At 67.1% G+C, this 23,363-nt stretch carries 25 protein-coding genes; 17 read left to right on the forward strand and 8 right to left on the reverse strand.

Annotation, left to right across the window (positions count from 1 at the left end; genetic code table 11):
* Window positions 1–91: 91 nt before the first annotated feature.
* The 3 genes from RLN94_RS17465 to RLN94_RS17475 all read right to left on the reverse strand — a co-directional run bounded on the left by RLN94_RS17465 (window position 92) and on the right by RLN94_RS17475 (window position 2,704).
* Entirely contained in the window at window positions 92–703 is a 612-nt protein-coding gene (locus RLN94_RS17465) for a LysE family translocator (RefSeq protein WP_350130699.1), read from the reverse strand.
* Between the two features lie 342 nt (window positions 704–1,045).
* On the reverse strand, window positions 1,046–1,996 hold the full coding sequence (gene ispH, locus RLN94_RS17470; protein WP_350130700.1) for a 4-hydroxy-3-methylbut-2-enyl diphosphate reductase: 951 nt from the start codon (window positions 1,994–1,996) through the stop codon (window positions 1,046–1,048).
* 132 nt (window positions 1,997–2,128) lie between these two features.
* Complete coding sequence (locus tag RLN94_RS17475) at window positions 2,129–2,704, reverse strand: LabA-like NYN domain-containing protein (protein WP_350130701.1); 576 nt, start codon at window positions 2,702–2,704, stop codon at window positions 2,129–2,131.
* A gap of 170 nt (window positions 2,705–2,874) precedes the next feature.
* Between RLN94_RS17475 and folK the strand changes: the two genes are divergently transcribed.
* On the forward strand, window positions 2,875–3,441 hold the full coding sequence (folK, locus tag RLN94_RS17480) for a 2-amino-4-hydroxy-6-hydroxymethyldihydropteridine diphosphokinase (protein WP_350130702.1): 567 nt from the start codon (window positions 2,875–2,877) through the stop codon (window positions 3,439–3,441).
* Between the two features lie 31 nt (window positions 3,442–3,472).
* Here folK and RLN94_RS17485 read toward each other — a convergent pair whose 3' ends face one another.
* Window positions 3,473–3,979, reverse strand: a complete 507-nt coding sequence (locus RLN94_RS17485; protein ID WP_350130703.1) for an RICIN domain-containing protein — start codon at window positions 3,977–3,979, stop codon at window positions 3,473–3,475.
* A 208-nt stretch (window positions 3,980–4,187) separates the two neighbouring features.
* Between RLN94_RS17485 and rpoZ the strand changes: the two genes are divergently transcribed.
* The 9 genes from rpoZ to rnc all read left to right on the forward strand — a co-directional run bounded on the left by rpoZ (window position 4,188) and on the right by rnc (window position 11,097).
* A complete protein-coding gene (rpoZ, locus tag RLN94_RS17490) occupies window positions 4,188–4,544 on the forward strand; it encodes a DNA-directed RNA polymerase subunit omega (RefSeq protein WP_300896117.1) in 357 nt (118 codons plus the stop codon).
* 32 nt (window positions 4,545–4,576) lie between these two features.
* A complete protein-coding gene (locus tag RLN94_RS17495) occupies window positions 4,577–6,712 on the forward strand; it encodes a RelA/SpoT family protein (RefSeq protein WP_350130704.1) in 2,136 nt (711 codons plus the stop codon).
* Between the two features lie 18 nt (window positions 6,713–6,730).
* Window positions 6,731–7,393, forward strand: coding sequence for a DUF2062 domain-containing protein (locus tag RLN94_RS17500; protein WP_350130705.1), 663 nt, complete (start codon window positions 6,731–6,733; stop codon window positions 7,391–7,393).
* A 46-nt stretch (window positions 7,394–7,439) separates the two neighbouring features.
* Window positions 7,440–8,210, forward strand: coding sequence for a pyridoxine 5'-phosphate synthase (locus RLN94_RS17505; RefSeq protein WP_350130706.1), 771 nt, complete (start codon window positions 7,440–7,442; stop codon window positions 8,208–8,210).
* A complete protein-coding gene (locus RLN94_RS17510) occupies window positions 8,207–8,653 on the forward strand; it encodes an ABZJ_00895 family protein (protein ID WP_350130707.1) in 447 nt (148 codons plus the stop codon). Before RLN94_RS17505 ends, RLN94_RS17510 begins: the two co-directional genes overlap by 4 nt.
* Window positions 8,650–9,099, forward strand: a complete 450-nt coding sequence (locus RLN94_RS17515) for a hypothetical protein (protein ID WP_350130708.1) — start codon at window positions 8,650–8,652, stop codon at window positions 9,097–9,099. The genes RLN94_RS17510 and RLN94_RS17515 overlap by 4 nt, the downstream gene beginning before the upstream one ends.
* The gene (gene acpS / locus RLN94_RS17520; protein WP_350130709.1) at window positions 9,096–9,512 is read left to right on the forward strand and encodes a holo-ACP synthase; all 417 of its coding nucleotides are present in this window, start codon (window positions 9,096–9,098) and stop codon (window positions 9,510–9,512) included. The genes RLN94_RS17515 and acpS overlap by 4 nt, the downstream gene beginning before the upstream one ends.
* 68 nt (window positions 9,513–9,580) lie before the next feature.
* On the forward strand, window positions 9,581–10,417 hold the full coding sequence (gene lepB / locus RLN94_RS17525; protein ID WP_350130710.1) for a signal peptidase I: 837 nt from the start codon (window positions 9,581–9,583) through the stop codon (window positions 10,415–10,417).
* Window positions 10,414–11,097, forward strand: coding sequence for a ribonuclease III (gene rnc, locus RLN94_RS17530; protein WP_350130711.1), 684 nt, complete (start codon window positions 10,414–10,416; stop codon window positions 11,095–11,097). The genes lepB and rnc overlap by 4 nt, the downstream gene beginning before the upstream one ends.
* 53 nt (window positions 11,098–11,150) lie before the next feature.
* Here the strand turns inward: rnc and RLN94_RS17535 are convergent, their stop codons facing one another.
* Window positions 11,151–12,149, reverse strand: coding sequence for a glycosyltransferase (locus tag RLN94_RS17535; RefSeq protein WP_350130712.1), 999 nt, complete (start codon window positions 12,147–12,149; stop codon window positions 11,151–11,153).
* 132 nt (window positions 12,150–12,281) lie between these two features.
* Between RLN94_RS17535 and era the strand changes: the two genes are divergently transcribed.
* Window positions 12,282–13,190, forward strand: coding sequence for a GTPase Era (gene era / locus RLN94_RS17540; protein WP_350130713.1), 909 nt, complete (start codon window positions 12,282–12,284; stop codon window positions 13,188–13,190).
* Between the two features lie 207 nt (window positions 13,191–13,397).
* Window positions 13,398–13,730 (forward strand): DUF1491 family protein, encoded by a 333-nt coding sequence (locus RLN94_RS17545; RefSeq protein WP_350130714.1) that lies wholly within the window; start codon window positions 13,398–13,400, stop codon window positions 13,728–13,730.
* A 39-nt stretch (window positions 13,731–13,769) separates the two neighbouring features.
* On the opposite strand, the gene RLN94_RS17550 is transcribed toward RLN94_RS17545, so the two are convergent.
* Window positions 13,770–16,826, reverse strand: coding sequence for a vWA domain-containing protein (locus tag RLN94_RS17550; RefSeq protein WP_350169343.1), 3,057 nt, complete (start codon window positions 16,824–16,826; stop codon window positions 13,770–13,772).
* A gap of 123 nt (window positions 16,827–16,949) precedes the next feature.
* On the opposite strand from RLN94_RS17550, the gene recO reads away from it, so the two are divergent.
* The gene (gene recO / locus RLN94_RS17555) at window positions 16,950–17,690 is read left to right on the forward strand and encodes a DNA repair protein RecO (protein ID WP_350130716.1); all 741 of its coding nucleotides are present in this window, start codon (window positions 16,950–16,952) and stop codon (window positions 17,688–17,690) included.
* Between the two features lie 201 nt (window positions 17,691–17,891).
* Here recO and RLN94_RS17560 read toward each other — a convergent pair whose 3' ends face one another.
* Window positions 17,892–18,095, reverse strand: coding sequence for a YjiS-like domain-containing protein (locus tag RLN94_RS17560; protein WP_350130717.1), 204 nt, complete (start codon window positions 18,093–18,095; stop codon window positions 17,892–17,894).
* A 434-nt stretch (window positions 18,096–18,529) separates the two neighbouring features.
* A complete protein-coding gene (locus RLN94_RS17565; RefSeq protein ID WP_350130718.1) occupies window positions 18,530–19,078 on the reverse strand; it encodes a TetR/AcrR family transcriptional regulator in 549 nt (182 codons plus the stop codon).
* A 186-nt stretch (window positions 19,079–19,264) separates the two neighbouring features.
* Between RLN94_RS17565 and phnC the strand changes: the two genes are divergently transcribed.
* The 4 genes from phnC (at window position 19,265) to phnE (RLN94_RS17585) (ending at window position 23,310) form a co-directional block, all read left to right on the forward strand.
* A complete protein-coding gene (gene phnC, locus RLN94_RS17570; protein ID WP_350130719.1) occupies window positions 19,265–20,059 on the forward strand; it encodes a phosphonate ABC transporter ATP-binding protein in 795 nt (264 codons plus the stop codon).
* Between the two features lie 58 nt (window positions 20,060–20,117).
* Window positions 20,118–21,020 carry a phosphonate ABC transporter substrate-binding protein gene (gene phnD, locus RLN94_RS17575; protein ID WP_350130720.1) on the forward strand — a complete coding sequence of 301 codons (903 nt, stop codon included), beginning with the start codon at window positions 20,118–20,120 and terminating at the stop codon, window positions 21,018–21,020.
* A gap of 68 nt (window positions 21,021–21,088) precedes the next feature.
* Complete coding sequence (phnE, locus tag RLN94_RS17580) at window positions 21,089–21,961, forward strand: phosphonate ABC transporter, permease protein PhnE (RefSeq protein ID WP_350130721.1); 873 nt, start codon at window positions 21,089–21,091, stop codon at window positions 21,959–21,961.
* On the forward strand, window positions 21,958–23,310 hold the full coding sequence (phnE, locus tag RLN94_RS17585; RefSeq protein ID WP_350130722.1) for a phosphonate ABC transporter, permease protein PhnE: 1,353 nt from the start codon (window positions 21,958–21,960) through the stop codon (window positions 23,308–23,310). Before phnE (RLN94_RS17580) ends, phnE (RLN94_RS17585) begins: the two co-directional genes overlap by 4 nt.
* Window positions 23,311–23,363 lie beyond the last annotated feature (53 nt).

Below are 23,363 nucleotides of genomic sequence, written 5' to 3' on the forward strand. Positions count from 1 at the left end.
CGGGTTTGCGGCCTGGGCGGCGCGAGGCCCCGGGTCAGGCCGGGGGCGGGGGGTGGATGGCGCGAGGCCCCGGATCAAGTCCGGGGCGGCGTCAGGCGCGTTCGAGGGCGAGGCGGCCTGCGAGGGCGGCGAAGATCGCCGCGAAGCCGCGGCCGAGCCAGCGCATGATACGTTCCGAGGCGAGGAGCCGGTCGCGGGCCGCTGCCGCGAACATCCCGTAGAGCAGGAAGACCGCGAGGGTGAGGGCCATGAAGACGCCGCCAAGCGCCAGCATCTCGACCGATGCCGTGGCCGGGTTGCCCGACAGGAAGGGCGGCAGGAGGGCGAGGAAGAAGATCGAGAGCTTGGGGTTGAGGACGTTGATCAGCGCGCCGCGGCGGGCGACGGTCAGGCCCGGCTCGGCCCGCGCGTCGGGGCGGACGGAGAGGGCGCCGTCGGATTTGAGCGCCTGCCAGGCGAGGTAGAGCAGGTAGGCAACGCCCGCGAACTTGACGATCTGGAAGAGGAGCGCGGAGGCGTGGAGGACGGCGGCGAGGCCGAGCGTGGCCGCAAGGATATGCGGGACGATGCCGAGCGTGCAGCCGAGGGCTGCGAAGGCCGAGGCGCGGCGGCCCTGGCCCAGGCCGATGGCCAGCGTGTAGATGACGCCGGTGCCGGGGGCGATGACGACGACGAGGGCGGTGATGAGGAACTGGAGGGTCATGTGCGGGACTCGCAGCTGGGGTTGGCGAGAGCTTAGGCTCGGGGGAGGCGGGGGATCAAGTGCGGGGTGGGTGTGCGTAGTTGTGGAGGTGGGAGAGGCCCCGGGTCATGCCCGGGGCGGGTTCCGACACGGAGGGTGGGATCTCCGAGGCTCAGGCTCCGTAGCCCCCCTTCTCGTCCCGCCCCGGCCTCTGAGCCGGGGCCTCTTGGGGGCCAGTGATGCGAGGCGCGCAGGGATGTGCGCGGTGCGGGGAGGTTCAGCAGGCGCCGGTTCGGGTTCCGCGCCCGGAAAATGCGCAATTTCCGGGTCGTTTTCCGCGCGGGAAATGGCGGCGCACGTAGATCAGGCGGGTTCGCGGAGGACGCGGGGGACCTTGAATTCGACGTTTTCCTGCGCGGTTTCCACCTGCTGGGTGGTCACGTCGTAGCGGGCGCGGAAGGCCTCGATCACCTCGTCCACGAGCACTTCCGGAGCAGACGCGCCGGCGGTGATGCCGATGGAGGTGATGCCCTCGAGGGCGCGCCAGTCGATATCGGCGGCGCGCTGGACGAGCTGGGAATAGTGGCAGCCGGCGCGGGCGCCGACCTCGACCAGCCGGCGGGAGTTCGAGGAGTTGGGCGCCCCCACCACGAGCATGGCGTCGGCCTGCGCCGCCATCGCCTTGACCGCTTCCTGACGGTTGGTGGTGGCGTAGCAGATGTCTTCCTTGTGCGGGCCCTTGATGGCCGGGAAGCGGGCGTTCAGCGCCGCGACGATATCGGTGGTGTCGTCGACCGAGAGGGTGGTCTGGGTGACGAAAGCCAGCTTTTCGGGGTCGCGCACGGTGACATTGGCCACGTCGTCGACGGTTTCGACGAGCAGCACGTCGCCCTCGGGCAGCTGGCCCATGGTGCCGATGGTCTCGGGGTGGCCGGCATGGCCGATCATGATGATCTGGAGGCCGTTGGCGGCGTGGCGTTCGGCCTCGATATGGACCTTGGAGACCAGCGGGCAGGTGGCGTCGACATAGACCATCTCGCGGCGCGCGGCCTCGGCCGGGACGGCCTTCGGCACGCCGTGGGCGGAGAAGATCACGGGCCGGTCGGCGGGACAGTCCTCAAGCTCCTCGACGAAGACGGCGCCCTTGGCGCGCAGGTCGTCGACCACGTACTTGTTGTGCACGATCTCGTGGCGCACGTAGACCGGGGCGCCCCATTTCTGCAGCGCCATCTCGACGATCTTGATCGCCCGGTCGACGCCGGCGCAGAAGCCGCGCGGGGCGGCGAGGTAGAGGGTGAGGGGCGGTTTGGTCATCGGGCCTCCTGCATCGTGGGCCAGAGGTAAGGCCTGTGGCGGTCCGCGTCCAGAGGGGGCGGACATGCGAAGGCCCGGGCGGCGGGCGCCCGGGCCGGAGGGTGACAGGTCACGGCGCCGGGGCCCGCGGGTTCAGTCTTGCTGGGCGTCGGCCGTCTCGCGCTCGGAGTTCTGGTTGTCGCGCGGCGGGCGGCCGATCACGTCCTTGAGGTCTTCCAGCTCGATGAAATTGTCGGCCTGGCGACGCAGGTCGTCGGAGATCATCGGCGGCTGGCTGCGGATGGTCGACACGACCGAAACGCGCACGCCCTGGCGCTGCAGGCTTTCCACGAGCGGGCGGAAATCGCCGTCGCCGGAGAAGAGCACGATATGGTCCACGCGCGGGGCGAGTTCCATGGCATCGACCGCAAGCTCGATATCCATGTTGCCCTTGACCTTCCGGCGGCCCTGGCTGTCGGTGTATTCCTTGGCCGGCTTGGTGACCATGGAAAAGCCGTTGTAGTTCAGCCAATCGACCAGCGGGCGGATGGGCGAATACTCGTCATTCTCGAGGAGCGCGGTGTAGTAGAACGCCCTCAGGAGCTTGCCCCGGCGCATGAATTCCGCGCGAAGCAGCTTGTAATCGATGTCGAATCCCAGGGATTTGGCCGCCGCATACAGATTGGAACCATCGATGAACAGCGCAAGCCGTTCGTCCTTGTAAAACATCGAAATGTCCTTTCAAATGTAAAGCCCGGTCCGGTTCCGAGTGGTGTGAGTGGTGTATGTGCAATTCCCGGAGTGGGCTGGCCAAGAAGAATAGGGTTTGTTCCGGGGATGCACAAGGGCGTTTCATGAGGCCAAAATTCAACTTTGAGCGGTAGACCGGACAAGACGCTGTGTCAAAAGATCAATTTTATCTGATCGCGCTCGGCGCGAACCTGCCGTCGGCGGAGGGGGCGCCGGATGTGACGTTGCGTTCCGCCCTGCGGAGGCTGTCGGAGGCGGGGGCGAGGGAGGTGGTGGCGAGCCGGTTTTTCGCCACGCCGTGCTTTCCGGCTGGGGCCGGGCCGGATTACGTGAACGCCGCCGCACGGCTGGAGTTCGAGGGCGGGGCGGAGGCGCTGCTGGCGCTGCTGCACCGGATCGAGGCCGAGTTCGGGCGGGAGAGGGTGCAGCGCTGGGGACAGCGGGTGCTGGACCTCGACCTGATCGCGGCAGGGGACCGCGTGCTGCCGGACGAGGCGGGGTATCGGGCGTGGCTGGATCTGCCGCTGGAAGAGCAGAAGCAGCAGGCGCCCGACCGGTTGATCCTGCCGCATCCGCGGATGCAGGACCGGCCCTTCGTGCTGGTCCCGCTGGCCGAAGTGGCGCCGGAGTGGCGCCACCCGGTGCTGGGGCGGACGGTCCGGCAGATGGTGGATGATCTGCCGCGGGCGGCGCGGGACGAGGTCGAGCCGCTCTGAGCCCGTCAGTAGGCCGGGCGGCCCGTGGGGATCAGCGCCCAGTATTGGCCGCTGAGTTGGCGCAGGGCGTGAGGTGGGTGAAATTGTCGAGCCCGCCGCCATTGTAGACATCGAGGCACATGTTCGGGCCGCGGAAATCGGTGGTCAGCCGATAGCGGTTGTTGTCGGGCCTGATGGTCCAGAACTGGCCGGAAAAGTTTCCGCAGGGCACGAGATGGGTCATGTTGTCCTGTGCCCCGCCATTGACCACGTCGAGGCACATGTCGCGGCCGCGGAACTCGGTCGTCAGGCGGTAGCGGTTGGCGCCCGCCGGTTCGAGCCGCCAGTACTGGCCCGAGTAGTTGCCGGCAGGCGCGAGGTGGCTGAAGTTGTTCATCGCCCCGCCATTGGCGATGTCGAGCTGCATGTTCGCGCCGCGGAAATCGGTGGAGAGCTTGTAGAAGACCGAGGTGTCGAAGGCCGAGGCGGGGGTGGCGAGGGCCAGCAGCAGCGGCGCCGCAAGGGCGGCGAGGCGGCGGGGAATCGGGAAGGCGAACATAAGGGAAATCTCCGGTATATGGCGGGCGTTCCGAAATGGTTTTGCGCCGCGCGGCGTATCGTTAGGCGGCGGCCGGAATAAATCAATCTTTCTTGTGGAAACCGGCGCCGGAACCGGGGGAAGTCGGCCAAATATCTCCTTGTAACTCGGGCGGAGAGGATTTAGATAAGGCACTTCCATATTTCTGTGCCACCCCTCTGGAGGTCTCATGGCCCGCGTGACAACCGAAGATTGCGTCGACAAGGTTCCGAACCGGTTCGATCTGGTGATGCTTGCCGCCCACCGGGCGCGCGAGATTTCCGCCGGGTCGCAGATCACCGTGGACCGCGACAACGACAAGAACCCGGTTGTGGCCCTGCGCGAGATCGCCGAGGAGACGCAATCGGCCGACGAGCTGCGCGAGCGGCTGATCGAGTCGAACCAGACCCAGATCGAGGTGGACGAGCCGGAAGACGATTCCATGGCGCTGCTGATGGGCGGCGGCGAGCCGGACAAGCCGGCCGAGGACGACATGTCGGAAGAGAACCTTCTGCGGGCGCTGATGGAGGCGCAGGGGCAGGGCTGACCTGTCCCCCGCCTTGAGGGGTTTCGCACGGCATGATCGCGGCACAAGACCTTATCGAGCTTGTCCGCACCTATAACCCGCGCACCGATGAAAAGCTGATCACCGCGGCCTTCGATTTCGGCCGCGAGATGCACGAGGGGCAGTTCCGCCACTCGGGCGAGCCCTATTTCACGCATCCCGCCGCCGTCGCCGCCATCCTGGCCGAGCAGCGGCTGGACGATGCGACCATCGTCACCGCCCTGCTGCACGACACGATCGAGGACACGCGCGCCTCGTACAAGATCGTGGCCGAGAAGTTCGGGCCCGAGGTGGCCGACCTTGTCGATGGCGTGACCAAGTTGACCAACCTGCAGCTTTCCAGCACCGAGACCCAGCAGGCCGAGAATTTCCGCAAGCTGTTCATGGCGATGTCGAAGGACATGCGGGTGATCCTGGTGAAGCTGGCCGACCGGCTGCACAACATGCGCACGATCAAGGCGATGCGGCCGGAGAAGCAGCTCAAGAAAGCGCGGGAGACGATGGATATCTTCGCGCCGCTGGCGGGCCGGATGGGCATGCAGTGGATGCGCGAGGAGCTGGAGGACCTGGCGTTCCGGGTGATCAACCCGGATGCGCGCGCGTCGATCATCCGCCGGTTCATCACCCTGCAGAAGGAAGCCGGCGACGTGATCGAGCGGATCACCTCGGACATGCGGCACGAGCTGGACAAGGCGGGGATCGAGGCGGATGTGCTGGGCCGCGCCAAGAAGCCCTATTCGATCTGGCGGAAGATGCAGGAAAAGGAGATGGGCTTTTCCCGCCTGTCGGACATCTACGGCTTCCGCATCATCACCCGGAGCGAAGAGGACTGTTACCGCGTGCTGGGCGCCATCCACCAGCGGTGGCGAGCCGTGCCGGGGCGGTTCAAGGATTACATCAGCCAGCCCAAGTCGAACGGCTATCGGTCGATCCACACCACGGTGTCGGGGCGCGACGGCAAGCGGGTCGAGGTGCAGATCCGCACCCGCCAGATGCACGACGTGGCCGAGACCGGCGTGGCGGCGCATTGGTCCTACCGCGACGGGGTGCGGGCCGAGAACCCGTTCGCCGTCGATCCCGCCAAGTGGATTTCCAGCCTGACCGAGCAGTTCGATTCGGAAGAGGATCACGAGGATTTCCTCGAGGCCGTGAAGCTGGAGATGTATTCGGACAAGGTGTTCTGCTTCACGCCCAAGGGGGACGTGGTGAAGCTGCCGCGGGGGGCGACGCCGATCGATTTCGCCTATGCCATCCACACGCGGATCGGCCATGCCTGTGTCGGCGCCAAGATCGACGGGATGCGGGTGCCGCTGTGGACACGGATCAAGAATGGCCAGTCGGTCGAGGTGATCACCGCCGACGGGCAGACGCCGCAGGCGACATGGCTGGATATCGCCACCACCGGCAAGGCGCGGGCGGCCATTCGCCGGGCGCTGAGGGAGCTGGACCGCGACCGGTACATCAAGCTGGGCCGGGAACTGGCGCGATCGGCCTTCGAGCACGTGCGCAAGCGGGCGACCGAGAAGGCGCTGACCGCCGCGGCCAAGACGCTTCGGCTGAAGAATGCCGACGAGGTTCTGGCCCGGCTGGGCAGTGCCGAGCTGACCGCGCAGCAGGTGCTGCACGCGGTCTATCCCGACATTGCCCCGGACGAGAGCAACGTGGTCGGCCGCGACCGCGCGGTGATCGGGCTGGGCCGGAACCAAAGTTTCGACCGCGCCCGCTGTTGCCAGCCCCTGCCGGGCGAGCGTATCGTGGGTATCACCTATCGTGGCAAGGGTGTCGTGGTGCACACGATCGACTGCGAGGCGCTGTCGGCGTTCGACGACCAACCCGGCCGCTGGCTTGACCTGCACTGGCACGCGGGCAAGCATCCGGCCGAGTACGAGGTGACGCTCGATGTGACGATGAGCAACGACGCGGGCGTGTTGGGACGTATTTGCACATTGATCGGAGAGCAGAAGGCAAATATCTCGGACCTGACATTCGTCGACCGCAAACCGGACTTTTACCGCCTGCTGATCGATATCGAGCTGCGCGATGCCGAGCATCTTCACAGCGTGATCTCGGCACTGGATGCGGAAAGCGACGTGGCCGCGATAGAGCGTTTCCGCGATCCGGGCCGGGCCGGTGGCGGGGAGAACAAGTGAACCGGGGAGCCGCGCAAGGTGGTCTTCAAGCGCCGAGACAGACGACCATGGTGGAAGATCGTTTACGAGACGGTCTGGCCTAAGGGCGGCTGGAAACGTGCGTTCTATTACATCAAGCACCGGGTGCGCCGCCTGCCCGATCCGCCGCACCGGATCGCGCGGGGGATCTTTGCCGGGATCTTCGTGACCTTCAGCCCGTTCTTCGGGATGCATTTCTTTGCCGCCGCCGGGCTGGCACTGATCATCCGGGGCAATGTCATCGCCTCGCTGCTGTCGACCTTCGTGGGCAACCCGCTGACCTTCGTGCCGATCGGGGCGATCTCGTTCCAGACGGGCAACTTCCTTCTGGGCCGGACCTTCGACCACGAGACCGGCGCGCACCGGTCGCTGGGCGGCAAGTTCGTCGATGCGTGGAAGGACCTGAAGGACAATTTCTTCACCCTGTTCGGCGACGGCAAGGCGGACTGGCACAACCTTTACGTCTTCTATGACGAGGTGTTCTTTCCCTACATGATCGGCGGCATCATCCCCGGCCTGATCTGCGGGATGATCGGCTATTACGTCAGCCTGCCGGTGATCCAGGCCTATCAGAAGGGCCGCAAGGGGCGGATCAAGGACAAGTTGCTCGCGCTGAAAGAAAAAGCGTCGGGCAAGGCTGACGCCAAGCAGAATCAGGATTAGGGTGGCGGCGGGCCCCATGGGGGCCGGGCATGTAGAGGAGGGCGGCATGACGTCTGCGGGAAACCTGCGCCTTGGCGTGAACATCGACCACGTGGCGACCGTGCGGAACGCGCGCGGCGGCGAATACCCCGACCCGGTGCGCGCCGCGAAGCTGGCCGAGGAGGCGGGGGCCGACGGCATCACCGCGCATCTGCGCGAGGACCGGCGGCACATCTCTGACGGCGATATCGACGGGCTGATGGCGGCCCTGTCGGTGCCGCTCAATTTCGAGATGGCGGCGACGGAGGAGATGCAGAAGATCGCGCTGCGCCACCGCCCGCATGCCGTCTGCATCGTGCCCGAGAAGCGCGAGGAGAAGACCACCGAGGGCGGGCTGGAAGTGGCGCGCGAGGAAAACCGGCTGGCGCATTTCATCGCGCCTTTGCGCGACGCGGGCTGTCGGGTGTCGATCTTCATCGCCGCCGACAAACGCCAGATCGAGGCCGCGCACCGGATCGGGGCGCAGGTGATCGAGCTGCACACCGGCGCCTATTGCGACGCCCATGCCGAGGGGCGGACCGGGGACCGCGACCGGGAACTGGCCGCGTTGCGCGAGATGTCGGCCTATGCCCATTCGCTGGGGCTGGAGGTGCATGCGGGCCACGGGCTGACCTATGACACGGTTCAGCCCGTGGCGGCGTTTCCGGAGGTGATGGAGCTCAATATCGGGCATTTCATCATCGGGGAGGCGATTTTCCGCGGGCTGCAACCGGCCATCGCCGAGATGCGGCGGCTGATGGACGAGGCCCGCGGGACAGAGGCGCGGTCGGCCGGATGAGCGCCGTCAGCCTGATCCGCTATGCGCTGGTGTTTTTGGCCGTGGCCGTCGGGGTGGCGCTGCTGGTGGGGTTCCTGAACACGCAGGTCGATTCCGCGCTGGGCTCGTCGGCGCAATTGATGGTGCCGGCGATGATCGCCGCGGTGATCGAGGGGCAGCAATTCGCCCGGCGCGAGAAGCGCAAGCCCAAGGGGGCGGAGGCGTGGAATTTTGCCTGGATCGCGACGGTGATCGCGGTGGTGCTGAACGTGGCGCTGGCCTATGGCGCGGGGCGGTGGCTGCCGGAGTTCGGCAAGCTGGCGGTGACGGCGCCGGGGTCAAGGCAGTTCCTGATACTGCTGGGGCTTTATGCCGGGGGCTACCTGATCTGCAACCGCTTCTTCCTTGGTATCGCGGCGGGCAACCAGGTGAGCCTGATGCGCGGGCGGGGGGAGATCGAATGAGGGTCGCGGTGAAGGCGGCGGCCATCGGGCTGGGGCTGTTGGCCGGCCTGCCGGCCACGGCGCAGGAGGCGGTGCCCTGCGACTGGCCCGCGCGGGCCGACAACATCGTCGAGCCGTGGGAGGAGAACACGCGCACCTTCGCCAATGGTGACGTGCGGCTGGCGCTGCTCGATACGGTCGAGCCGGCGGGGGCGCCGTTTTACATCCTCGTGATGTCGCCGCCCTATGACGAACTGGGCCTGCGGCAATGCCGGACGGTGGGCTTGAACGGCATGGGGTTCGGCGGGGCGGATTTCGGCAGTCTCGAGGCGGAGTATGTCCCAGCGGAGGGATTGGTATTCACCATGGCGGTGAAGGTCTATGACGGGGCGGATTTCCAGCCACGCACGCTGCGCTTCACGCTGAACCAGGCGACCGGGGCCATCGGGGCACAGCTTCTGCCATGATCCTCGGCATCGGCACCGACCTGGCCAATATCGACCGGATCGCCGGCACGCTGCAGCGGTTCGGCGACCGGTTCCGCAACCGGGTCTTCACCGAGGTCGAACAGCGCAAGGCCGAGCGCCGGGCCGATACGCCGGGCACCTATGCCAAGCGCTGGGCGGCGAAGGAGGCCTGTTCCAAGGCGCTGGGCACCGGGCTTCGGATGGGGATCGCGTGGAAGGACATGGCGGTCAGCAACCTGCGCACCGGGCAGCCGGTGATGCACGTGACCGGCTGGGCCGCCGAGCGGCTGGCGGAGATGACGCCGGAGGGGCACGAGGCGATCATCCATGTCACGCTGACCGACGATCACCCCTGGGCGCAGGCCTTTGTGGTGATCGAGGCGCGGCCAATCGAAGGGGCCCCGAAGGCGTGACTTGACACTATCTCGCGTGACGCCCATGAAACCCGCGACTACCCGGAAACCGAGGCGCGGAGACAGGCATGGCCGAAGAGGGCAAGAAATCGAGCTCGCTGTGGGAGACCGTCAAGACGGTGTTCTGGGCGCTGGTGATCGCGGGGATCTTCCGCACCATCTTCTTCCAGCCGTTCTGGATTCCCTCCGGGTCGATGAAGGATACGCTGCTGATCGGCGATTTCCTGTTCGTGAACAAGATGGCCTATGGATATTCCTACGCCTCCTGCCCGTCGATCCGGATCCAGCGGTTCGGGATCAATATCGACGCCAAGGATATCTGCGGCTTCCTCGACGGTGACAACACGCGGCTTTTCGGCGGCGAGCCGGAGCGGGGCGACATCATAGTCTTCCGCCACCCGGTGAACGGGACCGATTTCATCAAGCGGGTGGTGGGCCTGCCCGGCGACCGGGTGCAGATGCGCGATGGCGTGCTGCATATCAATGACGAGGCGGTCGGGCTCGAGGATGCGGGCACGTTCACAGAGGTCAAGGAGCGGCAGGGCCCGCTTCAGGTCACGCCGCGCTGCGAGAACGGGCCGGTGGGCATGGGCGCCGAGTGCCGCAAGTCGCGCCAGATCGAGACGCTGCCGGGCGGGCGGAGCCACGCGATCCTCAACATCGCGCGCCAGTCGCTGGACGATACCGGCGTCTTCACCGTGCCGGAGGGGCATTACTTCTTCATGGGCGACAACCGCGACAACTCGACCGACAGCCGGGTGCCGCTGGCGGCGGGCGGCGTGGGGTTCGTGCCCTATGAGAACCTGATCGGGCGCGCGGGGCGGGTGATCTTCTCCTCCGCCGGGCGGTCGATGCTGTTCTTCTGGACATGGCGGGGCGACCGGTTCTTCGAGAAGCTTGAATGAAGCTTTCGGCGGAGTTGAAGGCCTTCGAGGGCCGGCTTGGGCATCGCTTTGCCGCGCCGGAGCTGCTGGTGCGGGCGGTGACGCATTCCTCGATGTCCTCGCCCAACCGGGATGACAACCAGCGGCTGGAATTTCTGGGCGACCGGGTTCTGGGGCTGGTGATGGCCGAGGCGCTGCTGGAGCGGGACCTGGCGGCGCAGGAGGGCCAGTTGGCGCCGAGGTTCAACGCGCTGGTGCGCAAGGAAACCTGCGCCGACGTGGCAAGGCAGATCGACCTTGGCAAGGTGCTGAAGCTCGGCCGGTCGGAGATGATGTCGGGCGGGCGGCGTAAACAAGCCTTGCTGGGCGACGGGATGGAGGCGGTGATCGCCGCCGTCTACCGCGATGCCGGGTTCGAGGCGGCGCGCGAGGTCGTGCTGCGGCTGTGGGGCAAGCGGATCGAGAGCGTCAAGGAGGACGCGCGCGATGCCAAGACGGCCCTGCAGGAATGGGCGCAGGCGCGCGGGCTGACGCCGCCGGATTACGTGGAGACGGCGCGCTCGGGGCCGGACCATGCGCCGCAGTTCACCATAGAGGCGCGGCTGGCCGACGGGCAGGCGGAAAGCGCCACGGCCGGATCGAAGCGGCAGGCCGAGCAGGCGGCCGCGCAGGCGTTGCTGGCGCGGGTCGAGGCGGGGTAGGCGTCTGGCGCGGGACAAGGCGTGCAAAGGGCACGCCGCCGCGCTTCCATGGGCTACAGCCGCGTCAAGGCATCTTCCAGGTACCTGACCCAGTTCGACGGCGCGTGGTCGGCGCGGGCCTGTATCTGCGCTGTCTGGGCGATGGCCTGGGCGGCGTCGGTGTCGGTGAAAAGTCCCTCGATCGCCTCGGCCATGGCATCGGTGTCGCCGGGGGCGACGCGGCTGTAGACCGTGCCGTCGGAGAGGTATTCCGCCAGCCCGAGGCATTCGGTCGCCACCACCGGCACGCCCAGCAGCTTGGCCGCGACGAGGGTGATGTGGCCGCAGGCGGTCTGGTGGCTGAGCAGCGGCAGGGCAAGGCCGACCGAACCGGTGGCCAGCCGCCAGGTGTCCGGGCCGGGCAGGTTGAGGCGGATATCGACATTGTCGGGGAAGTCGATGCCCTGCACGCTGTAGGGGCGGGCGACGATGACGGCGCGGCGGTCGGGCAGGCGGCGCATGGCGGCGGCGAGCAGGCGGTAATCGCGCGCCTCGCCGCCGATGGAGCAGAGGTAGGGCGTGTCAGGCGTGTCGGCGGCCGGGGCAATCTCGGGCGGGTCCATCGCCCATTTGAGCACGCGGATACGCTCGGGCGGCAGGCCGAGTTCGCGGGCGTAGAGCTGTTTTTCGTGGGCGGAGAAGACAACGAATTCGTCGATGCCACGCAGGCCGTTGCGGTAGGCCCTTCGGCGGGCGCCGCGAGGCAGGGCGGTGAAATTGAAGGAAAAGGCGATCTGGGGCACCGAGGGGCAGAGGCTGCGCCGGGCGAAATTGGTGAGCGCCGCCATGTTGGGCAGGTGCGAGACGAGGATCGGTTCCTGCCCGGCCTTGCCGGCGCGGCGGGCGGCCAGCGCAGCGGCGGAGACCGCGCGCAGGCGGCGCAGGCGGGCGGGCCCGCCATAGGCCTGCGAGGTGAAGCTGGACCAGTCGAGCGCGGCGTCGGGCATGTGGCCGGCCATGAACCGCCAGCCGGGCGCCATCAGGTCTGTGGTGTTGATGAGCGCGCGCGTCATCCCGGCCCGGCCAATGGTTGCAAGTCTCTGCGCCCGACGCTAGCCAAGTTTCGCGCCGGGGGGAATAGCACGAGTTCTGGCAAAGCGGCGCGTGATGGGCTAAGGCGCATAAACTGAGCCAAGGAAGAGAGAATGACCCAGCGCGCCGGTTTCATCGCCCTGATCGGAGAGCCCAATGCGGGCAAGTCCACGCTTCTGAACCGCATGGTGGGGGCGAAGGTGAGCATCGTGACCCACAAGGTGCAGACCACCCGCGCCCGCATTCGCGGCGTGGCGATGGAGGGCGAGGCGCAGCTGGTGTTCGTCGATACGCCGGGCCTCTTCAAGCCGCGCCGGCGGCTGGACCGGGCGATGGTGGCCGCGGCGTGGGGCGGGGCGGCGGATGCCGACGTCGTGGTGCTGCTGGTCGAGGCGCATCGCGGGATCACCGAGGGGGTGGGCCATATCCTCGACGCGCTGGGCGAGGCCACGAAGGGCCGCAAGGTGGCGCTGGCGATCAACAAGATCGACCGGGTGAAATCGGAGGCGCTGCTTGGGCTGACGGAGGAGCTGAACGCGCGGTTTCCGTTCGAGCGGACCTTCATGATCTCGGCCGAGCGGGGGCACGGGGTGGACGATCTGCGCGAGTGGCTGGCGGGCGAGGTGCCGGAGGGGCCGTGGCTTTACCCCGAGGACCAGATCGCCGACCTGCCGATGCGGATGATCGCCGCCGAGATGACGCGCGAGAAGCTGACGCTGCGGCTGCACCAGGAATTGCCGTATCAATTGACGGTGGAGACCGAGAGCTGGGAGGAGCGGAAAGACGGCTCGGCCCGGATCGACCAGGTGGTTTACGTGGCGCGGGACGGGCACAAGGGCATCATCCTCGGCCGAAAGGGTGAGACGATCAAGGCCGTGAGCCAGGCCTCGCGGGAGGAGCTGGAGGAGTTCCTCGGGCGGAAGGTGCACCTGTTCCTTCAGGTGAAGGTGCGGCCCGGGTGGCTGGACGAGGCCGAGCGGTATTCGGAGATGGGGCTGGAATTCAAGGACGGGAACGGGTGAGGGTTGCGGGCCCGGCAATTGGGATGGTGGGTTGGCACCCACCCTGCGGGGCGCGGGTTTCAGGGTATCCCGTCCCGGGCTTGACCCGGGACCTTCGGTATTGGGGCGAGGCCCCGGGTCAGGCCCGGGGCGGGGAGTGCCGGGTGGCAGCCACCCTACCGCATATGCGGCGGTCGGAGGCCCCGGATCGGGTCCGGGGCGGGTAGAATGGCGCGGCTGACGGCGGAATTCTGGGTGCAGGCCTATTTGGCACGGCTGCGGTTGCAGGATATTCCGGCCTTCGTGACGTCGCATGGCGATGACACCGCGGGGGCGGTGCTGGTGAAGCTCAACACGCTCGACGGGCAGGCGCGGGCGTTTCAGCGCAGTTTCGACTTGATGAGCGGGGAGCGCGCCTGGGTCGTGCTGGACGAGGGCGAGGAGCGGGCGGTGGACGAGGCGATTGCCAAGCAGCGGGGGTTCGACCCCGACCTGTGGGTGATCGAGGTCGAGGATCGCGCCGGCCGACACCTGCTGGACGAGCCGGGGCTGGCGGACTGAGGGCCGGACCGGCCCCGGCGACCGCGCCACCGGCGGGTGTTATTCCACGGCAATGACCTTGCGCGCCAGCACCTGCTGGTTGCTGACATCGAGGAAGCGCAGTTCGTAGATGCCGGGATCGTCGGGCAGGGTCAGGCTGACCGGCGGGTCGCCGGTGATCTTGACCGCCTCGATCCACGTGAAGATGGCCTGGTCGGCGGCGGCGATGGTGATGCGCTGGTCGGCGCTTTCCGCCTCGACCGTCCAGCCCACGTCGATCGTGCTGCCGGGGGCGGCGGTGTCGGGGGCGGTGAGTTCCGCGCCGGAGTTGAGCGCGGCGTCGGCGTCGAGCACCTCGACCGGCTGGCGGGCCAGCACGCGGCCGCCCTCGCGCAGGATGTAGCGCAGCTCGTACATGCCGGGGGTCTCGGGCGCTTTCATGTCGCGCTCGGTCTGGTCGCGGACGGAGAAGTAGTTGGAGAAATCGTCATCCCCGCTGCCCATGGGCGCGAGCGCCACGTAATCGCCGGGATCGACCGTGCCGGTCCACGAAACCTTGAGCGTGTCGGTGGCGCGCACCTCGGAAGGGCCGGAGACGGTGACCTCGGGCTCGGTGATCTCGATGGGGCGGGTGGCCAGGGTCTTGCCGCCCTCGCGGAGGATGTAGCGGATCTCGTAGAGGCCGGGGCTGGAGGGTGCGCGCACATCGTTCTCGGAGCGGTCGCGGACGGTGATGTAGTTGCCGAATTCGCCCTCGTCGGCGCCGGCGGGCACGATGGCGATATAGTCCTGGTTCGAAACCGTGCCGGCCCAGCTGACGCGGACGGCCGAGCCTGCCAGGGCGGTCTCGGGCGCCGTGACCGTGACCTCTGGCGCGGTGATCTCGATCATGTCGGTGGCCAGCGTCTTGCCGCCTTCGCGCAGGACATAACGGACCTCGTACATGCCGGTTTCGGCGGGGGCCTGAAGCTGGTTCTCGGTCCGGTCGCGGACGGTGATGTAGTTGCCGAACTCGCCTTCGGCCGTGCCGGCGGGCACGATGGTGACGTAGTCCTGGTTGTTCACGGTGCCGGTCCAGGAAACCATGAACTTCTCACCGGTCAGGGCCGTGTCCGGCGCGTCGACCGTGACCTCGGGCGCGGTAATCTCGATGGGCGTGGTGGCAAGGGTCTTGTTGCCCTCTCGCAGGACGTAGCGGATCTCGTACATGCCGGTTTCGGCGGGGGCCTGAAGCTGGTTCTCGGTCCGGTCGCGGACGGGGATGTAGTTGCCGAATTCGCCCTCGTCGGTGCCGGTGGGCACGATGGTGATGTAGTCGTTGGAACTTACCGTGCCTGTCCAGGACACCGGGAATTTCGAGCCGGTGGCGGCGGTTTCGGGCGCGGTGACCGTGACCGCGGGCGCGGTGATCTCGATGGGCGTGGTGGCCAGCGTCTTGTTGCCCTCGCGCAGGACGTAGCGGATTTCGTACATGCCGGTTTCGGCCGGGGCCTGAAGCTGGTTCTCGGTCTTGTCGCGGACGACGATGTAATTGCCGAATTCGCCTTCGTCGGTGCCCGTGGGGACGATAGTGACATAGTCGTTACCGCTGACCGCGCCGGTCCAGGAGACCGGGAATTTCGAGCCGGTCTGGGCCGTTTCCGGCCCGGTGACGGTGACCTCGGGCGCGGTGATCTCGATGGGGGCGGAGGCCAGTGTCTTGTTGCCTTCGCGCAGGACGTAGCGGACCTCGTAAAGGCCGGTTTCGGCGGCGGCCTGAAGCTGGTTCTCGGACGCGTCGCGGACCACGAAATAGTTGCCGAACTCGCCTTCCTTGGTGCCGGCGGGGACGACGGTGATGTAGTCCTGTGCGTTGACCGTTCCGGTCCAGCGTACCGGGAATTTCGAGCCGGCCAGCGCGGTCTCGGGGATGTCGAGCGTGACCTCGGGGGCAGCCACCTCGATGGCACGGGTGGCGACGGTGCGCTTGTCGACGCTGAGCACGTAGCGCAGCTCGTAAAAGCCCGGATCGGCGGGGGCGCTGAGCTCGCCTTCGGATTTGTCGCGCACGGTGACGTAGCTGGCGGAGGCGCCGGTTTCGGCGCCGGTCGGCACGATGGTGACATAGTCGTTCGGGTTGATCGTGGGCGACCAGCCGGCGGTGAAATCCTCGCCCGTCAGGACCATTTCGGGGCCGGTCAGGACGACCTCGGGCCTGGTGATCTCGAGCGCGTCGGTGCCGAGCACCTCCTCGCCGTCGGCGTGGATGTAGCGGATCTCGTACATGCCCTGGTCTGCGGGGACGGTGAAATTGACGGTCTTGTCCTCGTTGACGCTTTGGGTTTCACCATGCTCGGTGGCGGCGGTGCCGGCGGGGACGATGGTGAGGAAATCGCCGGTTTCGGCGGTGGGATCCCAGGTGACCTCGATGATCGAGCCGCCGATGGCGGTGCCGGGGCCGGTGACGGTGACCTCGGGCAGGGCGGGCTCCGGATCGGGGGTGGTGTCGGCGACGGCGGTGCTGACGCTCGACATGGCGGCCTTGAGCTCCTCGGCGTTGGAAGCCTGGATATAGGTGCCGCCGGTCTCCTCGGCGATGCAGGAGAGGGAGGTGTCGTCCTGGTCGGCGCCGAGGCCGAAGCCCACGACATGGGCGGTGAAGCCGACGCCGCCCTGTTCGAGGGCGCGGGCCAGTTCGCAGGGGTCGCGTTCGCAGCTTTCGAGCCCGTCGGAGATGAGCACCACGGTGGCGGGGCGGTCGGTATAGGCAAGCTCTGTCGCCGCGCGTTCGACGGCGTCGGTGAGGGGGGTCTTGCCGGTGGGGGTGATGCCGCCCACCTGTTCGAGGATGGTGGCGCGGGTTTGTGCGCCAGGCTGGACGAGGGTTTCGATGTCGCCGCAATCGCCGCGGCGGCGGTGGCCATAGGCCATCAGGCCGACCTCGCGCTCTTCGGTCCACTCGCCGAGAAGGGTGTCCATCACGTCGCGGGCGATCTCGATCTTGGCGGTGCCGTCGATCTGGCCCCACATGGAGTTGGAGCCGTCGAACACGACCATGACATTCTCCTGGGCCGTGGCGGTGGTGGCGGCGAACGCGAGACCCGTGGCAAGAACGGCTTTCCGGTAAAATGATGACATGACTATCCCCCTCGAAAAAATCTGATTTCCGGGGAGATAAGCACATAACGCGAGTCGGTTCCATCCGCTTGGCATTGGCGGCGATCTGGTGTCCAATCGGGGCGATCGAGGCAGGGGACGGGCATGGAGTGGCGAGACCAGGGAATATTGCTTTCCAGCCGCGCGCATGGCGAAACCTCTGCAATCATTGAGGTTTTTACGCCCGGGAGGGGCCGGCACGCGGGGGTTGTGCGGGGCGGTGCGTCGCGGCGGATGGCGCCGGTGTTGCAGCCGGGGGCGCAGCTGGACGTGACTTGGCGGGCAAGGCTCGAGGATCATATCGGGACGTTTTCGGTGGAGCCGGTGCGGTCGCGGGCGGCGGCCTCGATGGGGGATCGGCTGGCGCTGGCGGGGCTGAACGCGGTGGTGAGCCTGTTGCTGTTCTGCCTGCCGGAGCGGGAGGCGCATGAGCGGCTTTACCGGCGGACCGAGGCGCTGCTGGACCTGCTGGGGCAGGGGGAGATCTGGCCGCTGGCCTACATGCAGTGGGAGATGGTGCTGCTCGATGACCTCGGGTTCGGCCTTGATTTACAGGCCTGCGCGGTGATGGGGCGGCAGGCGAACGACCTCAGCTACATCTCGCCCCGGACAGGGCGGGCGGTGTCGAAGGCGGGGGCCGGGGACTGGGCGGACAAGCTGTTGCCGCTGCCGCCCTGCATGGTGGGGCACGGGCCGGCGCCGGACGCGGAGGTGGCCGAGGCGCTGGGGGTGACGGGGTATTTCCTGCAGAACCGGGTGGCGCCGGAGCTGGGGCACAAGCCGCTGCCGGAGGCCAGGGCGCGGTTCGTGGAGCGGTTCCGGGCGAGCGTGGCGAATCAGGGTTAACGAGCTGATTTTGCAGGGAAAGCCGGTGTCGGTATCGCGTCGGTAAAACGTCGGTATTTTGTCGGTGTTTTTTCGGTGGGCGGGCCCCGTTAATGTGTCGGGCGGTGCGTTAGGGGGCGATATCTTGAAAAGATATCGGGACGAAGTCTTTTCAAGACTTCGGGTGCGAGGCCCCGGGTCGGGCCCGGGGCGGGGGGTGCATCAGCGGAACCAGTGGTGGGGGGCGTCCCAGAAGCGGCGGGCGGCCTCGGCGCGGGCGGCGTCTTCGGTGAGGCCCACGTCGCGGAGGATATGCGGATCGAGCCGGGCGAGGGCGCGGCGTTGGCGGTATAGGGAGAGGTAGGCCCGGAGCGAGAGGCGGCGGGTTGGGGGGTGTGGGCGGCGGCGTGCGAGGAGGGTGATCATTGGGGATCCTTTCGGGTGGTGTGAGAGGATGATGGCGTGGGTCGTGCGGGCGGGCGAACCGGATCTTGCGGGAACGTGGCGACCCGGATGTTGCGGGAAGGGGGGGTGGTGGTGGTGCGAGGCCCCGGGTCGAGCCCGGGGCGGGTGGTGAGTGTGGGGAAAGGCCGGGGATTTGATCAGGGCGGGGAGGGGACTCACCTGCCCGAATAGCGCCGAAGGCGCCGGGCGAGCGCCGGCCCGTCCGGGCGGGCAGGCGCTTTGGCGGGTGTGGCGTGACGTTTGTAGGTGGGATGTGGGCGGCGCCATAAAGTGCGCGCCATATCCGTTGCGGCGCCTCCCCACGGGCCGGCGCTCGCCCGGCGCGGCAGATGTTGGCGCGAGGCCCCGGATCAAGTCCGGGGCGGGGAGGTTGGGGATCGGGCCCGGGGCGGGCGTCAGCGCAGGGCCAGGACCAGGTCGACCAGGGAGCCGATGGAGGTGCGGTTGTCGGCCGTGCCGGTCTGGCCCAGCCGCTCCATGCCGATGCCGGCGGCGTAGATGATGCGGGCCATTTCCGGGTTGCCGATGCCGGTTTCGGACAGGAGCCCTTGCAGGGCCGCGAGGCGGGCCTCGTCGACGCGGGCCAGCGTGGTGCGGGCGGCGGCGGAGGTGGTGGCCCAGGAGCGGATGGCGGATTCGGTGGCGGTGCCGATTTCGGGCTCGGCGATGGACTGGGCGAGTGCCCGCAGGCGTGGGACGGCGCCGGATTCGCTTTCGAGCACCGAGGAGAGGTCGGCCAGCGCCGCCGTTTCCCAGCGGGCGAGCAGTTGGTCGTGGAAATCCGGCACGTCGCGGAAATGCCAGTAGAACGAGCCCTTGGTGGTCTTCATGTGGCGCGCCATGGGCTCGGCCTTGAGCGCCTCGGCGCCGGCGGCGGCCAGCCGTTTCGTGCCGGCGGAGAGCCAGTCGTCACGGGTGAGTCGCTTGGGGCGCGGGGCGGTCATGGCGCTGGCATACGCGGGCGTATGCCATGGCGCAAGGGTGTGGGGCGTTCAGAAAACGCCTGTATTTCAGGCACCGGCCCACCGGGGGGCGGACGGGCGGGGCGCGTCATGAAACTTTTACCCAACCGTCGCAAATGCTTTGAGGTTTGCGCCTAGCACGTCCTCCAAATCCAGGGGGACATTCATTTGCTGGACATCAAGGCGCTGACCAAGGCTTTCGGTCGGAACACGGCGGTCGACGCCGTGTCCTTCACCGTGGAGAAACCCGCGATGATCGGCATCATCGGCCGGTCGGGGGCGGGCAAGTCGACCTTTCTTCGGATGCTGAACCGGCTGACCGACGCGACCGAGGGGCAGATCCTGTACGAGGGGCGCGACGTGACCGCGCTGACGGGTGCCGAGAAGCGGGCGTGGCAGTCGGACTGTGCGATGATCTTCCAGCAGTTCAACCTCGTGCCGCGGATGGACGTGGTGTCGAACGTGCTGCATGGCACGCTGAACCGGCGCTCGACCTTCGCCACGATGTTCAACCTCTACCCCGAGGAGGACATTCACCGGGCGATCGACATTCTCGACCGGCTGGGCATTGCCGAGCACGCGCCGAAGCGGGCCGAGGCCCTGTCGGGCGGGCAGCAGCAGCGCGTGGCGATTGCCCGGGCGATCATGCAGCAGCCCAAGATCGTGCTGGCGGACGAGCCGATTGCCAGCCTCGACCCGATGAACGCGCAACTGGTCATGGATGATTTGCGGCGCATTCACGAGGAAGACGGGCGCACCGTCATTGCCAACCTTCACACGCTCGATACCGCGCGGCGCTATTGCGACCGGGTGATCGGGATGCTGCACGGCCGGATCGTGTTCGACGGCACGCCGGCGCAGCTGACCACCGGGGTCGCGCGCGACATCTACGGCGCGGACGGAAGTTTTTCCGAGGCCGCGACCTCGACCGATATCGCGGCGCTCGAGCGCGAGTATGCCTGAGTTTCATCTGCCCGCCGCAGTGGTTGCGGGGGCACAATAACCCAACCGGAGGACCAAGATGAAAAGACTGTTTGCTGCCATTCTGGCGACCACTGCCCTGACCGTGCCCGCGGGCGCACAGGAGATCGAGGAGTTCCGCATCGGCATCCTTGGCGGCGAGAACGCCCAGGACCGGCTGAACTCGAACGAGTGCCTGCGCCAGTATACCGAGGAAGCGCTTGGCGTTCCGGTCAAGCTGTTCGCGCCGGCCGACTATAACGGCGTGATCCAGGGCCTGCTGGGCGGTACGATCGACATGGCGTGGCTGGGCGCCAGCGGCTATGCCAAGACCTACCTGGAGAACCCCGACGCGGTGACGCCGGTGCTGGTGAAGGTGAACGTGGACGGCAGCTATGGCTACCACTCGATCGGCTTTGCCCGGAAGGACAGCGGGATTACCTCGCTCGAGGACATGGAAGGCAAAGTGTTCGGTTTCGGCGATCCGAACTCGACCTCCGGCTACCTGATCCCGTCGATCGAGATCCCCGAAGAGACCGGCGCCAGCATGGAGTCGGGTGACTATTTCGGCGAGGTGAAGTTCACCGGCGGGCACGAGCAGACCATCGTCGCGGTCAACAACGGCGACGTGGATGGCGGCGTGACCTGGGCCGATGCGCTTGGCAACTGGGAAGACGGCTACAACTCGGGCGCGCTGCGCAAGGCGGTTGATGCCGGTCTCGTGGACATGAACGACCTGGTGGAAATCTGGCGGTCGAAGCCCATCCCGGAAGGCCCGGTGGTGATCTCGAACGCGATGCCGGAGGAGGTCAAGGCGACCATGACCGAGCTGTGGGACAATCTGTCGGAGAAGGACGCGGATTGCTTCTACGGCGTGGCCGCGGGCGAGGCGAAGAGCTTCGATCCGATCACCCATGACGCCTATCTCTCGATCATCGAGGCGCGCAAGTCGATGTCGCAATAAGCGGCGGTTTGAATGGTGCGGGTCCCGCCTGGCGGGGCCCGAACGTGCATTGAGCGGCAGAGGGGCAGATGGCGGAACTGAGCGCAGGCGGCACGGGGCGGAGCGGCGAGATCCGCGAGGATTACATGGCGATGGTGCGCCGGAAACGGGCGTATTCGGGCATATTGCTGATCGTGTTCGTGGCGCTGATGGTGTCGGGCTTCATGCTGGCCGACAGCCGCAATGCCGGCGGGTTCTGGGACGGGTGGCACAACGTGCTGGCCTTTCCGGCGCAGGTCTGGGGCGAGGCGTGGGAGAAGGCGGGGGAGCTGCCGGGTCATTTGCTGACCTTTCTGCCGGCGCTGATCGAGACGGTGAATATTGCCGCCGCGTCGACGCTGTTGGGCGGGCTGGGGGCGATTGTCATTTCGCTGCTGGCGACACGGGGGATGGCGCGGTGGCCGCGGCTGATCCCGGTGTTCCGGCGGATGATGGATGTGATGCGGGCCGTGCCGGAGATCGTGATCGCGCTGGTGCTGATCTTCGTGCTGGGCGGCGGGCCGGTGCCGGCGATGATCGCGATTGCGTTTCATACGGTGGGCGCGCTGGGGAAGCTGTTCTCGGAGGTGAACGAGAATGCCTCGCTGAAGCCGGTGGAAGGGCTGCAATCGGTCGGCGCGAGCTGGTCGCAGCGGATGCTGCTGGGGGTCATTCCGCAGGTGTCGCCGAATTACCTGAGCTATGCGCTGCTGCGGTTCGAGATCAATATCCGGGCCTCGGCCATCCTGGGCTTCGTGGGCGCAGGCGGGATCGGCTACGAGCTGAAGAACGCCATGTCCTGGGGGCAGGGGCAGTTCGACGAGGCGGCGGCGATCTTTATCCTGCTGTTCCTGACCATCGTGTTCTTCGACCAGATATCATCGCATTACCGTGACCGGCTGACCCGGGGGAGGCCGCTATGACCATGATCGCGGATGCAGGGCCGTCGCTGAAGGCGCAGGCCGAAAGCCTGTTCAAGCGCAAGCGGCTGCTGAATTTCGGGCTGCCGGCGGTGATCGTCGCCTATTTCGTCTATATCTTCTTCAGCTTCGACATTGCCGGGCTGGCGGAGCGGGCGAGTTTCGATAATGCGCGGACGCTGGTGGCGGACAGCTACAGCTACAAGACGCATGTGACGCTGGACGACCGGTCGGACAGCATAGTGATCGCCATCGAGGGCGAGCGGAAGGGGACTTATCCGGAAGGCATGACGCCCGAATGGGTGACGCTGACCGAGACCGGGCTGGTGGCCGAGCTGGGGCGGGGCTATCGCGTGGTCTACGAGGGCGCGCGGGTGTTCTTCGACATTCCCGGGTATGGCACGCTGGAGGCGGAGCCGTCGCGGCAGGGGGTGGACATGGTCTTTCCCTCCGGGGGGATGGAGGACCAGCCCGACTGGATCAACGCGTCGAAGAACCGGCTGGCGGTGACGACGGATGCGGGCCGGTTGACGGTGACGCGGACGCGGGCGGAGCTGTTCAAGTACCAGTTCGGCTGGGAGCTGTTCTTCTTCACGCTGGAGAGCCCGTTTCATGGGCGAAGCTTCACCGAGCTGGTGGGGCTGGCGATGTCGGACGAGCGGCTGGTCGAGGGCAAGTCGAACGCGGCCGCGATGTGGCACGATTTCTGGAACAACGCCATGTGGCGGCATTCGGAGGTGGCCTGGGCCATTTTCGAGACGGTGCTGATGGCGTTCCTCGGCACGTTCGGGGCGGCCATCGTGGCGCTGCCGCTGGCCTTCCTTGCGGCGCGGAACTTCACGCCGGTGAAGGTGCTGATGTTCGGGGTGCGGCGGGTGTTCGACTTTGTCCGCGGGGTGGATGCGCTGATCTGGACGATCGTGCTGGCGCGGGCCTTCGGGCCGGGGCCGATGACCGGGGCGCTGGCGATCCTGCTGACGGATACCGGCACGTTCGGGAAGCTGTTTTCCGAGACGCTGGAGAACGTGGACGACAAGCAGATCGAGGGCATCCAGTCGACCGGGGCGAAGCCGTTGCAGCGCTATCGGTTCGGGGTCATCCCGCAGATCACGCCGGTGCTGCTGTCGCAGCTTCTCTATTACCTCGAGTCGAACACGCGGAGCGCCACGATCATCGGGGCGATCACCGGCGGGGGCATCGGGCTTTTGCTGACGCAGGCGATCATCACCCAGAAGGATTGGGAAGAGGTGAGCTATTACATCGTGCTGATCGTGCTTATGGTGATGGCGATGGATACAATATCCGGCTGGTTGCGGAAGCGGCTTATCACCTCGGACGACAGCGGGGTCTGAGGGCGCGGGACGCCTTCGGCGAGGATATTTGAACCAAGAAGAAGCGAGGGGGT

The organism is Roseovarius sp. (assembly GCF_040223625.1).
Lineage (GTDB): Bacteria > Pseudomonadota > Alphaproteobacteria > Rhodobacterales > Rhodobacteraceae > Roseovarius.

What these genes read in the sequence shown, in the direction of transcription:
- RLN94_RS17465 (WP_350130699.1), bottom strand. Translation starts at nt 703, where the DNA reads ATGACCCTCCAGTTCCTCATCACCGCCCTCGTCGTCGTCATCGCCCCC.
- ispH (WP_350130700.1), bottom strand. Translation starts at nt 1,996, where the DNA reads ATGACCAAACCGCCCCTCACCCTCTACCTCGCCGCCCCGCGCGGCTTC.
- RLN94_RS17475 (WP_350130701.1), bottom strand. Translation starts at nt 2,704, where the DNA reads ATGTTTTACAAGGACGAACGGCTTGCGCTGTTCATCGATGGTTCCAAT.
- RLN94_RS17485 (WP_350130703.1), bottom strand. Translation starts at nt 3,979, where the DNA reads ATGTTCGCCTTCCCGATTCCCCGCCGCCTCGCCGCCCTTGCGGCGCCG.
- rpoZ (WP_300896117.1), top strand. Translation starts at nt 4,188, where the DNA reads ATGGCCCGCGTGACAACCGAAGATTGCGTCGACAAGGTTCCGAACCGG.
- RLN94_RS17495 (WP_350130704.1), top strand. Translation starts at nt 4,577, where the DNA reads ATGATCGCGGCACAAGACCTTATCGAGCTTGTCCGCACCTATAACCCG.
- RLN94_RS17505 (WP_350130706.1), top strand. Translation starts at nt 7,440, where the DNA reads ATGACGTCTGCGGGAAACCTGCGCCTTGGCGTGAACATCGACCACGTG.
- RLN94_RS17510 (WP_350130707.1), top strand. Translation starts at nt 8,207, where the DNA reads ATGAGCGCCGTCAGCCTGATCCGCTATGCGCTGGTGTTTTTGGCCGTG.
- RLN94_RS17515 (WP_350130708.1), top strand. Translation starts at nt 8,650, where the DNA reads ATGAGGGTCGCGGTGAAGGCGGCGGCCATCGGGCTGGGGCTGTTGGCC.
- acpS (WP_350130709.1), top strand. Translation starts at nt 9,096, where the DNA reads ATGATCCTCGGCATCGGCACCGACCTGGCCAATATCGACCGGATCGCC.
- lepB (WP_350130710.1), top strand. Translation starts at nt 9,581, where the DNA reads ATGGCCGAAGAGGGCAAGAAATCGAGCTCGCTGTGGGAGACCGTCAAG.
- rnc (WP_350130711.1), top strand. Translation starts at nt 10,414, where the DNA reads ATGAAGCTTTCGGCGGAGTTGAAGGCCTTCGAGGGCCGGCTTGGGCAT.
- RLN94_RS17535 (WP_350130712.1), bottom strand. Translation starts at nt 12,149, where the DNA reads ATGACGCGCGCGCTCATCAACACCACAGACCTGATGGCGCCCGGCTGG.
- era (WP_350130713.1), top strand. Translation starts at nt 12,282, where the DNA reads ATGACCCAGCGCGCCGGTTTCATCGCCCTGATCGGAGAGCCCAATGCG.
- RLN94_RS17545 (WP_350130714.1), top strand. Translation starts at nt 13,398, where the DNA reads ATGGCGCGGCTGACGGCGGAATTCTGGGTGCAGGCCTATTTGGCACGG.
- RLN94_RS17550 (WP_350169343.1), bottom strand. Translation starts at nt 16,826, where the DNA reads ATGTCATCATTTTACCGGAAAGCCGTTCTTGCCACGGGTCTCGCGTTC.
- recO (WP_350130716.1), top strand. Translation starts at nt 16,950, where the DNA reads ATGGAGTGGCGAGACCAGGGAATATTGCTTTCCAGCCGCGCGCATGGC.
- RLN94_RS17560 (WP_350130717.1), bottom strand. Translation starts at nt 18,095, where the DNA reads ATGATCACCCTCCTCGCACGCCGCCGCCCACACCCCCCAACCCGCCGC.
- RLN94_RS17565 (WP_350130718.1), bottom strand. Translation starts at nt 19,078, where the DNA reads ATGACCGCCCCGCGCCCCAAGCGACTCACCCGTGACGACTGGCTCTCC.
- phnD (WP_350130720.1), top strand. Translation starts at nt 20,118, where the DNA reads ATGAAAAGACTGTTTGCTGCCATTCTGGCGACCACTGCCCTGACCGTG.
- phnE (WP_350130721.1), top strand. Translation starts at nt 21,089, where the DNA reads ATGGCGGAACTGAGCGCAGGCGGCACGGGGCGGAGCGGCGAGATCCGC.
- phnE (WP_350130722.1), top strand. Translation starts at nt 21,958, where the DNA reads ATGACCATGATCGCGGATGCAGGGCCGTCGCTGAAGGCGCAGGCCGAA.